The 12,867-nt window shown below is 46.8% G+C and carries 8 protein-coding genes and 1 pseudogene; 5 read left to right on the top strand and 4 right to left on the bottom strand.

The window, feature by feature from the left end:
- Positions 1-8: 8 nt before the first annotated feature.
- From purU to ACJJIW_RS02065, 5 genes are all read left to right on the top strand, one after another.
- The gene (gene purU / locus ACJJIW_RS02085; RefSeq protein WP_282934112.1) at positions 9-848 is read left to right on the top strand and encodes a formyltetrahydrofolate deformylase; all 840 of its coding nucleotides are present in this window, start codon (positions 9-11) and stop codon (positions 846-848) included.
- Positions 849-918: 70 nt separating this feature from the next.
- The gene (locus tag ACJJIW_RS02080) at positions 919-1,335 is read left to right on the top strand and encodes a hypothetical protein (protein ID WP_444936595.1); all 417 of its coding nucleotides are present in this window, start codon (positions 919-921) and stop codon (positions 1,333-1,335) included.
- A gap of 87 nt (positions 1,336-1,422) precedes the next feature.
- The gene (locus ACJJIW_RS02075; RefSeq protein WP_282934110.1) at positions 1,423-2,154 is read left to right on the top strand and encodes an AraC family transcriptional regulator; all 732 of its coding nucleotides are present in this window, start codon (positions 1,423-1,425) and stop codon (positions 2,152-2,154) included.
- A gap of 380 nt (positions 2,155-2,534) precedes the next feature.
- Complete coding sequence (locus ACJJIW_RS02070; protein ID WP_444936594.1) at positions 2,535-5,342, top strand: TonB-dependent receptor; 2,808 nt, start codon at positions 2,535-2,537, stop codon at positions 5,340-5,342.
- A gap of 113 nt (positions 5,343-5,455) precedes the next feature.
- A complete protein-coding gene (locus ACJJIW_RS02065) occupies positions 5,456-6,775 on the top strand; it encodes a glycosyl hydrolase family 18 protein (RefSeq protein WP_444936593.1) in 1,320 nt (439 codons plus the stop codon).
- Positions 6,776-6,976: 201 nt separating this feature from the next.
- Here ACJJIW_RS02065 and ACJJIW_RS02060 read toward each other — a convergent pair whose 3' ends face one another.
- From ACJJIW_RS02060 to ACJJIW_RS02045, 4 genes and pseudogenes are all read right to left on the bottom strand, one after another.
- Complete coding sequence (locus ACJJIW_RS02060) at positions 6,977-7,189, bottom strand: hypothetical protein (RefSeq protein ID WP_282934107.1); 213 nt, start codon at positions 7,187-7,189, stop codon at positions 6,977-6,979.
- Positions 7,189-7,536, bottom strand: a pseudogene (locus ACJJIW_RS02055) (Tse2 family ADP-ribosyltransferase toxin); the annotation flags it as partial. The gene ACJJIW_RS02060 and the pseudogene ACJJIW_RS02055, both read right to left, overlap by 1 nt.
- Before the next feature lie 391 nt (positions 7,537-7,927).
- The gene (gene gcvP / locus ACJJIW_RS02050; protein WP_444936592.1) at positions 7,928-10,819 is read right to left on the bottom strand and encodes an aminomethyl-transferring glycine dehydrogenase; all 2,892 of its coding nucleotides are present in this window, start codon (positions 10,817-10,819) and stop codon (positions 7,928-7,930) included.
- Between the two features lie 698 nt (positions 10,820-11,517).
- Positions 11,518-12,780, bottom strand: a complete 1,263-nt coding sequence (locus ACJJIW_RS02045) for an MFS transporter (protein ID WP_444936591.1) — start codon at positions 12,778-12,780, stop codon at positions 11,518-11,520.
- Positions 12,781-12,867 lie beyond the last annotated feature (87 nt).

Below are 12,867 nucleotides of genomic sequence, written 5' to 3'. Positions count from 1 at the left end.
ATTTGACCATGGAAAAGAAGATACTGCTGACCGACTGCCCCGATGATAAGGGGCTGATCGCAAAGATTACCAATATTTGCTACAAGCACCAGCTGAACATCATCAAGAATGATGAGTTTGTGGACCGGGTTGAGGGGCGCTTCTTTATGCGCACTGCCCTGGAGGGTATCTTTAACGATGCCACCTTCCTGGAAGATCTGGATATGACACTGCCCCAGGGCGCAGAGCGTCGCTTGGTATCCATAGAGCGGAAGAAACGCCTGGTGCTGATGGTTACCCGCGAGCCCCACTGCCTGGGTGATATCCTGATGAAGTGCTATTCCGGCGCTATGGATGTGGAGATCGCGGCTGTTATCGGCAATCACCCGGATCTGGAGGGGCTGGTACAGAAGTTTGATATTCCTTTCCACTGTATTTCTGCAGAGGGGATGGAGCGCGGAGCCCACGAGCAGCAAGTGGCCACCTTAGTGGATGAGTACAATCCAGATTATTTGGTGCTGGCCAAGTATATGCGCGTGCTAACCCCTGATTTTGTTGCTCGCTATAGTGGGCGCATTATCAACATCCACCATTCTTTCCTTCCTGCATTTATTGGGGCCAAGCCTTATCAGCAGGCCTACGAGCGTGGAGTAAAAATTATTGGAGCCACAGCGCACTTTGTTACCGATGATCTGGATGAAGGGCCGATCATTGAACAGGATGTAATACATGTGGATCATGCCTATTCTGCAGAAACCATGGCGGATGCAGGTAGGGATGTTGAAAAATTGGTTTTGACTCGAGCGCTGCAACTAGTTTTGCAGGAACGAGTGTTTATACACGGAAACAAAACAGTGGTATTTAAATAGAAACGCAGTAAACAATACTAACTTTGTGCTCGATGTAGTAAAGCAGGTTAGTGTTTAGAGAGGATTTTGAGTGAATAATAAAAATATTAGCAGTTTTCAGGCCCGTTTATTTATTGCCGCTGGCCTAGCGTTACCTATTTTTCTCAGTGCCTGTTCCAGCAACAAGCCGATTCCCGGAATGAAAGAGTCGTTTGTAACTGAGATTGCTCAAAATGGAGCCAAGCGTTTTACATATACTCTTGAGAAGGATCGGCAGGATCTTCCTCCCCCAGTTTCAAACCAGCCTGGTTCTCAACGTCGAATGCAGCGGGATACTATCGGTTTGGGAGGCCGTTCAAGTGACCGTGTAGAGCGTTATTTAGATTGGGCTCTCGAACAAAAGATGTTGGAAACCGGTTTCTGTGAGCGTGGCTATTTTGAAATTGAGCGGGTTATTTCCGCAGATGGGGGTGAGGTGCGGGGAGAGTGCCGAGAAGGCGCTTTTTAGTGTCTTTTCTGCTTGCTAGACCTGTGCAGTAATTCAAGCCGATATAAAAAGACAGGGGCTCTTTACCAGCTATTGCAGATAATAATAATGAAGTCTGAATCAATATTGGAAATGGTGTCTACCCAGCAGATTATTGCGGTTTTTGATTTAATATCAGATATTATTTTTTGGGTAAAAGATGATTCTGGTTACGTAGTACATTGTAACCGAGAGTTTATTGAGCATGTGGGATGCAGGTCCCTTAATCAGGTTGTGGGCCGCTCTGATATGGATTTTTCCCCCTCTTATCTCGCAAAAAACTATATGCGTGATGACCAAAGAGTGATGGAGGGTGAAACGATTACAGATCGACTGGAGTTAAATATAGGGAAAAGTGGAGAGTTGGTTTGGTTTACGACATCCAAGCGCCCACTAAAGAATTCCACTGGAAAAATTATTGGTACCTATGGCGTAGCTCGCGATCTTAATGAGACGGTCAAAACGCTCTCCAGAATGGATAAGCTGAAAAAGCCTGTTGAATATATTAAAAATAATTACAGTCAGCCGATTACTGTCGAACAGCTAGCAGAGGTAGCCAGTTTGTCTGTTAGCGCCCTTGAGAGGCGATTTAAAAAGTATTTGGAGAAAACTCCAATGCAGTTTGTCAGAGAGGTTAGGTTAGAGAACTCCCGTCGTATGCTGGTGGATACTCAGCGGCCAATTTCTGAAATCGCATACCGTGTCGGATTTCCATCTCACAGTTACTTCAGTAGACATTTCAAGAGCATGTTTGGGCAGCTTCCCGCTATTTATAGAGAAGAAGTTCAGTCTCAACTTTGAATGCGATAGGCCATTCCTGAACTACTTGGAGATGGATAATCAATAGAAGTTTTTTGTTGAAATGGTTTGGTGCTGGCTTACTTCCCTTTAAAAATAGTTTATCTATTTGTTGAATATCCTGTAAATCCATAATCGAATTTTGGCCTTTCATACCTTCTAATACTTTTCCCTTAGTGTCCTCAAAAATTCCAAACGCCGATTTTGTTCTATTCCTGTCTCAGTTTCTATTACCCACTTATCCCTTTTTTTTCTTAGGGTTTTAGTGCTCAACAAGTGGACTGTCATTACGGGGTTTAGGGTCCCCTGACGGTTTCTCGCCCCTCTCCAATTTGGAGGGGGGCTCTTTTAAAAAACTTATAAGAAAAGAAAGTTGGGATACTATGAAAACAGTCAAGAATAATAGACGAACCACGGTCAAAATCTGGAGTCGGGAGATTAAGCAGAAATCGCTAGTCTCCGCTATTTCATTAGCCATTAGTAGCGTGACGATTGCTGATGATATCTCTGAGAAAGACAAACCGATGGATCATATTGAGGTAATCGGAATCCTTGAGAGTAATACCAGAAACCTGGAAATTAAGCGGGATTCTAATGCTATTGTAGACGCGATAACCGCCGAAGATGTGGGCAAGTTCCCGGATAAGAATGTTGCAGACTCTCTTCAGCGCGTGCCAGGGATCACAATTACACGCAGTGGTGGAGAGGGTAGTCGAGTCAGTATTCGTGGCACCAGTGCCGAGTGGACCTTGACCCAGTTAAATGGAAACTACATTGCAACCTCTGATGGGGAAGCGCCTTCTCGAAGCTTTAATTACACTTTGCTGCCATCCAACATGATTAGCAAAGTAGAAGTTTACAAAAGCCCGGAAGCTAGAATTGATGAAGGAGGAATTGGCGGAACGGTTATTCTACACAGTCGTAAGCCTCTGGAAATGGATTCTGGTGAGGGTGTTATAACTACTGAAACCACTTACTCAGATACTAATGAGCAGTGGGAACCTCAATATAGTGCTTTTTACTCCTGGAAAAATGAGAGTGAAACCTTTGGTATCCTGGCTGGCTATACCAAGCAGGACAGAACCGTAACCTCAATTGAAAACTACGCGAGCCATTGGCGATTCCATTCAGATACAGTTGAAGGTGCTGAGCGTCCGGCAATTGTTGACCAGGAAACTGGTGAAGTTTACAACAATGTTTGGGCGCCCAGAGCTATGGGTATTGGTAATCATGAGCAGGATAGGGCCAGGGATGGTTATCAAATTACCACTCAATGGCGGCCTACTGAGCGCTTGGAATTTTCTCTGAACTATTTCGGTTCCCAGTTGGGATACGATACCCGTAGTCAGAATCTCACCTTAGCTGAATGGAATGATAACCATAACCCCTACTTTGGCGTTGAGCTGGAAGGGGATACCGTAGTCACCTATGGCAACGGTGATAACGGCTTGCTAAATGCTGATAACTGGGGCGATGCTGATGTCAATGGTGGTGTCGAGGTAGAGCGAGGTTTAATGTCTCCGCAATTGACCGGGCAGGATAGCTACGGTGAATCAGAATCTCATACATTCGACCTCGAAATTCTGTATGAAGGTGACTCTTACACGGCAGCAGTGAATATTGGGCGCAGCTCTGCAAAAGGAGGTGTCTCCGAAAGAACCATGGCAAATATGGATGCACGTTATGGTTCCGTAAATAGTTGGCTGTGGTCTATTGCCGACGGGGAACCTAGCTACGAAATCTCTACAGATCTCACCTCGGATCAGGAGGCCTATCCATACTATGACTGGTTTAGTTCTGACGCTACCCAAAATCGGGATAGGGAAGATTATTATCAGCTTGACCTGGGATTTGATACCAATTGGGGAATTGTTAACAAAATCTATGTCGGTACTAAATATCGGGATCATGAAGCCAAGTCCCTAAGAGATACTTTCTTGTGGGATGACGGTATTTCGGATAACGGTGGTTATCGTGGGTGGTTGTCGGGTACCGAATGGTTCCACAACCCGGATTTTCATCCAGACACTTCAATCTTACTTGGCGGCAGCGTAATCGATAATAGCGCAGGCGATACCGGGGCTATTAACTATCTGCCTTTTGATATAGATGCGCTTAAAGCCTACGTTAGTGATAATTTTACCCGGACTGTAGTTCCTGTCTTATCCGGTACCTATACCATCGAGGAGAAAATATTTTCACTTTACGCACAGGCAGATTTTGAATGGGAAGCCTTCCGGGGTAACTTTGGTGTCCGCTATGTTAATACCGACTTAACTACCTCGACGTACGATGACATCATTGGTCAAGAGACAGATATCACCAATGCAAATAACCGAAGTGCTGATAGTGAAAACTTCCTGCCAAGTTTGAATATTGCCTGGGATCTAACTGATGACCTTGTAATACGATTTGCTGCAGCAAAAACCATGTCTCGAGTTAGTTATGCTGATTTGGGGCAGGCTGAGTCTTATGGCCCCCCTGTAAATATTAACTCGCCGGATTCTTGGACCGGCCGTGGGACTGGCACTTCAGCAAATACTGGGCTAGAAGCGATGCTTTCCAATCAATTCGACCTGGGAATTGAATGGTATTACTTTGATGCTTCCGCACTTGGGGCAACATTATTTAGTAAGGATATCAGCAACCTTCCTATAACCACAACTGAAGTTGTATTACGTGAGCACAATTGCTGCAATGGACTCATTGAAGTCAACATGACCACAAAAACGGGTGGTGCTGAGGCAACTTCAAGAGGCGTTGAGCTGTTTGCACAACACGCGTTCGAAAGTGGTTTTGGTGTAATGGCAAATTATACCTACACCGACACCAGTACTTCAGGGGTGTTTGTTAATGGTGAAGAAACTGAGGCAGAAATTCCTGGAACGGCTAAGCACCAGTACAATCTTTCCGGTTATTATGAAAATGATTTGTACAGTGTGCGAGCATCTTATAACTGGAAAGATGATCGAGCTGGGGGGCTTCACCAAGGGTATAATTTATACGATAAAGCTTATGGGCAGCTTGATCTTAATGCCAGCTTTACCTTCAATGAAAACCTCAATTTCACGGCATCTATCATTAATTTAACGGAGGAAAAGGCAGAGGGGTTCTGGAAGCAGGAAAACAGAATGACTTATTATAATTACTCTGGGCGCAGACTATATATTGGTGCAAACTATAAATTCTAATACCTCGTTGATCGTAGTATTGGGTGTAGAGTGTAAGCTCTACACCATTTTTTTTGACTATCGATATTAGATTATAGAGTTTACATAACCACATAATAAAAATGAGCATAAATATGAAAAAATCGACACGTAGAGCAATGCAGGCTGCTTGTGCCACCATTTTATTTCAGACTGGTGCATACGCAGATATTGAAGTGGTCAATTCGGATGACTGTCCCTCGGACACTACAACAGTAAGCTATTCTGAAGCGCTTAATTATCCTAATGAATTTTGTGATCTTCTCAATAATGGTGATTTGGTTGGTTTATCAGACGGGTCATCAATAGAACACCTGGGAAATAATTGCCAATTGACGAGTAATGAAAGTCGCCAATTATCCATGACATTGTGTAAATCCGAACCTTCAGCGCCTCATGTTGTTAGTGGAAGCAGCTGTGCATCTGATGCAAGCCCGGTCACCTATCTTGAGGCTCAAATCTATAAGGATGAGCTGTGTTCCGTCCTGGGGGACTGGGAAATTGCAAATCTTGCCGATAATGCCTCCATGGATGGCAACGGGTATGGGTGTGGTTCACGTAAGAATGAAATCCGTGAGCTGGGCTCAACTCTGTGTAAATCTGATACTCCTCAGGAAAGTGTGTCAGCGCCTAAAGTTGCTTACGTAGAAGTTAATAGTAATAACCTGGGCAATGCAGGCTGCTTTACAGAGAGCGATGGCAGCCAGTTGTTTGATATAGCTGTGATCTTCGCGGCAAATATTAATTACGATGGTCAGAAAGCTGTACTGCATTTTAATGACCAAGTGTCAGACTTGCTCAATAACAATTTGAGTACAGTACAAGACTTGCAAGACAAGGGTACGAAAGTGGTGCTCAGCGTTCTCGGAAATCACCAAAATGCAGGTTGGTCCTGTTTTGCCGATGAGCAGTCCGCTGATGACTTTGCTCAGCAGCTAAAAGATGCCATGGATCAGTATGGGTTGGATGGTATTGATATTGATGATGAGTACTCACAGTGCAGCCAAACCTATTCTGACTCCTTGGTAAAAGTGACTAGTGCATTGCGAGAGAAGATGCCTAACAAAATTATTTCTAAAGCACTTTGGAGTGATACCGATGCTTTTCAGGCTGAATGGAATGGGAAGAAACTGGGCGACCAATTAACTTATGGTTGGGAGATGAGCTATTGGTTGGGCTCAAGCTGTACTTCACGAATCCAGAAATATATCAACCTGGGTGTTGATAAGTCTAAGCTAGGTGTTGGAGCCTCCACTGTGATGAATGGTGCATCTACTGCAAGTGCTTTGGCCTCCTGTAATGAAAATAATAACCTTGGTGGTGGCACTATGATATTTAATGTGACTAAAGATTCTAGCAGTTATCTTTCTACAATATGGCCAGGTACTTCAGCGGTTCCTAGTTGCCTTAAGTAGTTAAAAATTCCCCGTGGAATCTTGTGTGACTTGCTGAAGCGGGGATGTGCTAAAGCTAACTAATCAGTACAGGCAGGAATGTCTGTATTATTACTGTTTTTATGGGGATATCCTATACAGCTATGGGCGATAAGTGGTGTGGATATATTTGTTTAGCTTAATATGCTTCAGGGTGGTTTGAAGCCACCCAGAAGAAAAGCTTTATAATAGTTTTTCTAAGGGTATACCTGTTTCCTTTTCAATCACTTTATATTCCTCTTTAAGAAACTCCAGGAACTGTGTTAGCTGTAAGTGATGCTCCTCATAGTCTGTCTTGTCGCCTATGGTCTCACTTCTTAAAAGGCTTTCTTGATACAAAACGGCATCTCTAACAGCAGAAATTAGTAGTGGTGCCCAGGTATTAGGTACTTCCATTATATAGCTTCCTTAATTAAGGATTTTTCTAGTATTTTTAACTTACTCTTAAATTGATTCAGAGGCATGTCGTATGCTGGGGCTATCGTATAGTGTGTTGCCTCAAATCTGGTGTTATATTCATCTTTTACAATTGCAGTACCTTCTGGCAAAACTGTCCCTGTAGGAATTTTGTAGTACTCCCAGTTTTTGCCTTTTGGTAATCCTGGTTTATCAAAAGTGCTGAGTCCCCTGGGGCGATCCTTTATGCAAACCCACTCTGTCCCATCGCGGTATTCTATGGTGATATCTGCTGGTCTAGGACGTCCGTTAGACAGAATGAAACCTTTTTCTATAAAGTCGAAGACACCTTGGTCTGATTTTTTTGTTCAGAGCTCTCCATAGATCTATGGGTGTTTGACCGTCAGAGTAAGAGTCTGCTTTTCCCTTCGCAATTAATATTTCTTTTAAAACTTTAATGGTCACTTTCACCTCCGATATTGAAAGCTTGGGACGATTAGAAAGTTTGGCTAAATTTTTTCCGAAACGTTCTAATACCGTTTCTTTGTTGTTAGGCGCTGCCTATGTGAGGATTTTTAACTAAGTTAACGCAGAATAATATTGTTGAAAGGTGATGGTTGCAAATACGTAGCTATACAGGAAGTGAGAGTTTGTGCCAGTTCGATAAAAGTATTGTGGGTCGAATAAAAAAGCGGGCATTAAGCCCGCTTTTAAATCCACCTGTGAGAGTGTTAGATCTTACTCAGCGTAGCTCTCAATCGGAGGGCAGGAACAAATCAGGTTGCGGTCGCCGTATACGTTGTCGATACGGTTAGCGGCGGGCCACACCTTATGCTCTTTTAACCACGCCGCCGGGCGCGCAGCGATATCGCGGGAGTAGCTGTGTGTCCACTCATCGCTCATCACGTCCTCAAGGGTGTGGGGAGCGTTGTGCAGCGGGTTGTCTTCAGGGGTGTATTTACCGCTGGTGACATCTTCCACTTCTTGGCGAATTGTTGCCATAGCCTCGATAAAGCGATCCAGTTCACCCTTGGATTCACTTTCGGTAGGCTCGATCATCAGGGTGCCGGCTACGGGGAAGGACATGGTGGGGGAGTGGAAGCCAAAGTCCATCAAACGCTTGGCGATATCCTCTTCAGTGATACCGCTGGCCTCCTTGAGGGGGCGCAGGTCAACCAGGCACTCGTGGGCAACAAAGCCATTGGTGCCGGTGTAGAGTAGAGAGTAGTGCTCACCCAGCTTCTTGGCTACGTAGTTGGCGTTCAGGATTGCCATTTCGGTAGCCTGCTTCATGCCCTGCTTACCCATCATACGGATATACATCCAGCTGATCGGCAGGATGCTGGCGGAGCCCCAAGGAGCGGCGGATATGGTGCCATTATCCAGCTTGGTTTCCGGTACTTCAGTCACCGGGTGGGCCGCCAGGTAGGGCTTCAGATGCTCGCCAACAGCGATCGGACCCATACCGGGGCCGCCGCCACCGTGAGGAATACAGAAAGTTTTGTGCAGGTTCAGGTGGGATACGTCACCACCGAACTGGCCCGGAGCGGCGACGCCGATCAGGGCGTTCATGTTGGCGCCATCAATATAAACTTGGCCGCCAGCCTGGTGAACCAGATCGCAAACTTCGCGGATACCTTCTTCGAACACCCCGTGGGTGGACGGGTAGGTGACCATCAGTGCGGCAACGCGGTCGCCGTGTTCTTCGATTTTGGCTTTCAGGTCTTCGATATCCACATTGCCTTTATCATCACAGGCAACCACAACCACTTTCATACTCACCATCATGGCGGAAGCAGGGTTAGTGCCGTGGGCAGAGGCGGGAATCAGGCAGATATCGCGCTGGGTTTCGCCCTTCGCTTCGAAGTACTTCTTGATGGCAACCAAGCCTGCGTATTCGCCTTGGGAGCCGGCATTGGGTTGCAGGCTAACGGCATCGTAACCGGTACAGGCGGACAGCATCTGCTGGAGCTGGCGGAACATTTCCGCGTAGCCTTCCGCTTGATCTACGGGTGCGAAGGGGTGCAGCTTGCCGAACTCGGGCCAGGTGACCGGGATCATCTCGGCGGTGGCGTTCAGCTTCATGGTGCAGGAGCCCAGGGGAATCATGGAGTGATTCAGGGCGATATCCTTGGCTTCCAGAGACTTGAGGTAGCGCAGCATCTCGGTCTCGGAGTGGTAGGTGTTGAACACCGGATGGGTCAGGAATTCAGTATCGCGCACCAGGGAGGCGGGTACACCCAGAGAGCCCTTGCTGGCAATTTCGCTGTCCAGAGTATGCAGATCGATGCTGTGTTCGGTGCCGATAAAGGCATTGAGCAGGTCGGACACATCTTGCAGGGTGGCGGTCTCACTCAGGCTCACACCCAGGGCGTCTTCACCAATTTTACGCAGGTTGATCTCAGCGGCCAGGGCGCGCTGGTAAATTTCTTCCTGCTTGGCGCCAACGGTGACATTCAGGGTATCGAACCAGCTGTCGTGGGCCAGATTGAAGCCTTCCTGCTGCAGGGCGGAAGCGAGAATATCTGCCAGGCGCTGGATGCGGGCAGCGATGGTTTTCAGGCCTTCAGGGCCGTGGTAAATCGCATAGAAAGCGCTCATTACCGCCAACAGGACCTGGGAAGTACAGATGTTGGAGTTGGCTTTCTCGCGGCGAATATGTTGTTCGCGGGTCTGCATAGCCATGCGCAGGGCACGCTTGCCTTTGCTGTCTACGGAAACACCAATAATACGACCCGGTGCGGAGCGTTTGTAAGCTTCGCGGAAGGCGAAGAAACCGGCGTGGGGACCACCGTAGCCCATGGGGATGCCGAAGCGTTGGTTACAGCCAACAACCACGTCTGCGCCCATATCACCCGGTGCCCGGAGGGCTACCAGGCTCATCAGATCAGCGGCCACGGTTACCAGGGCGTTGGCTTCGTGTACTTTGGTGATGATGTCGGTCAGGTCGCGTACGCGACCGGTGCTGCCGGGGTACTGCAGCAGGGCACCGAACAGCTCGGCGGGAATATCTTTTTCCACATCGCCGACAACGACCTCGAAGCCGAAGTGCTCGGCGCGGGTTTTAACTACGGCGATGGTCTGCGGGTGGCAGTCCCGGTCCACAAAGTAGACGTTGGATTTGTTGCGTTTGACCTGGCGCTTACACATGGCCATGGCTTCAGCTGCTGCGGTACCTTCATCCAGCATGGAGGCGTTAGCCAGTTCCATACCGGTGAGGTCCATAATCATCTGCTGGAAGTTCAGCAGGCCTTCCAGGCGGCCCTGGGCAATTTCCGGCTGGTAAGGGGTATAGGCGGTGTACCAACCCGGATTCTCCAGCACGTTGCGCAGGATCACATTGGGGGTAATGGTGTCGTGGTAACCCATACCAATAAAGGTGCGGTAGATCTTGTTGCGCGCCGCGATATCTTTCAGCTCTGCGAGGGCCTCAACTTCATTGATCGCATCGGCCAGATCCAGCTCATCGGTCTTGCGAATGGCTTCGGGCACGGTTTTCTCGATCAGCTCTTCGAGGCTGGCAACTCCGAGGGTTTCCAGCATGGCCTCTACCTGTTTGGCATCGGGGCCAATATGGCGATGGATAAAGGCGTCGTGTTGTTCCAACTGCTGCAGCGATGGTTGGGTCATAAACTTCGTTCCTGTAGTCGCAGGGAGTCGTCGCGGTGCGCTCGCGGTTAAAAATAGCACCTGGCCTCAGTACCGCTTTTCCTGTGGAAAGCCTCGGGCCTCCGCGTTGCGGATAGGCGAGGGTAACGCTTGGGAAAATCGGTTTGCAGGCAGCCCCAGTGTCGCAATACGGAACCAAAGGGGAAGCCGGGCCATAGCGGCAGGCGCGCATCTTAGCAATCGGGGCGAGTAGGGGCAATCTGCGGGATTTGAGCGAGGAAACTGCTAAATTTGGGCCCAAAAAGTGGGTTAAATCCTGTGAATTTTGGGTTGGTGAGATTTTGTTCTACGCATGGCTGAGCAGATTTGATGGTTGGCCATTTCCCCTACAGGCCGCTAACTGTTAAAGGAATGCTGTTCATCTTTAAAAAAAAGCTCAGCATCTTAGCTGCCTCTCCAATTAACTAACACCTTATTGAGTGCGACATATCTGCCATCAAGAATTGCGATCATGGACATAGCTTATGGAATGAGATCTGCATTAGCTGTCGTTTGACCCGGGTATTGAATCTCTCGATCCACCTAATGAGCTGTTGTCTGGAGTGGGATAGCGGAGTGATTAGCATAGAAAGAAGCTTTGACGAAATAATTATTCTTGAGGGTATCAATTGCTCCCCTGCAAGTAGGCTATCCCCCCGAAGGGGGGTGGGACTGGAGCACTAACCGTTCTCTATTATTTGCTTGTCTCTATCTATGATCGTAGGGTTAAATTCTGAGCTCAAAAATATACAACTACCACAAAGCCCCATGGCTGCTAACAATAACCAAGTATTGTTCAGTCCTATTTCAGCTGCGCCAAAACCACAAACTAGTGAACCAATGACACCACCAAAGCGAGTCGTTAATGAAAAAATGGAGTCAACAGTTGACCTGACCTCGTCCTTGACTGCTTGATGTTGTAACTGAGCGGAGGCAGAAAGACCCAGGCCGATGCTAAAATTAAACAATAAGAATAAACTTACAAACAGTAATAGATCTCCAGATAAAGCCAGCAACATCACCAGAGATAATTTTATCAGGCTGGCTACCAAAAGTACTTTTCCCAATTGCTGATTAAAAAATTGAGCCATCCAGGTAGTGATTTTCGCTGACAAACTGCCTAGTAGCATAATTAATGCCATTAATAGCCCATACAGCCAACCTACGGGCATATCGCCCGATAAGGCCTCTAAGCGAACTGGCCAATATTTTTCGACAGCACTAGCTATTGGAGTCAATAAAATAACAGCCAACAATAAGCGCCATAGTGATGGTGAATAGCAGGCTTTAATACCTAAACTGAGTTGGCTAGGGATTTGGCCGATATTTGAAAGTCGAAAACGATCAAATACACGATTTTCTCTGATTTTTATCTCGGTAAAGGCAAATAAGAGTAAGCTGCTAAACAGGGATAAAGCTAAAAGTCCCCGATATAAGTCCAGGTCATAATGCCCGAAATACTCCCCGCCTCCTACTACTAGGGCGCAGCTCATTGCACCAAGAGCCCCAATGAGTCCGGCACGAGTCGCGATATGTGAAAAACCCTCTTGCAGGCTCATTGTACCCTCGGCTTGGTTAAAGCACTCTACAAACCAGGCATTTAAAGAGCCAGAAAATAATGCCTGACTAGCTCCCCATAAAAACATTGCCAGTAAAGCTCCATAAAAGCTTTGCCAAACCAATAGCACTAGGTAACAAGCCATAGACATCGTCAGGGAAATTAGATATACCTTTTTTCTCCCGATCTGATCCGCCAAGCTACCGGTAGGTAGTTCAAAAAGCATGACTGACAACCCCATGATTGCCAGTATTATTCCCAGCTGTGGCATAGACAGGCCCATAGCTAAAAAAAAAGGTGTTAATATCGGTAAAACTAAGTAGGTGGAGAAAAATCCCCACCCCATTTGAAATCCGTATAAGCGGATTAATTCTTGTCGTTCCATAAATCCTTCCTGGGAAGTCCCTAAAAAATACCCAATTCCTCAAAAGTTCTATCGTAAATATGTAGATGTAAATTTTTTCTTGATAAA

The organism is Microbulbifer maximicatervae (SeqCode), assembly GCF_052467815.1.
This window is presented reverse-complemented; position numbering and strand designations above follow the sequence as displayed.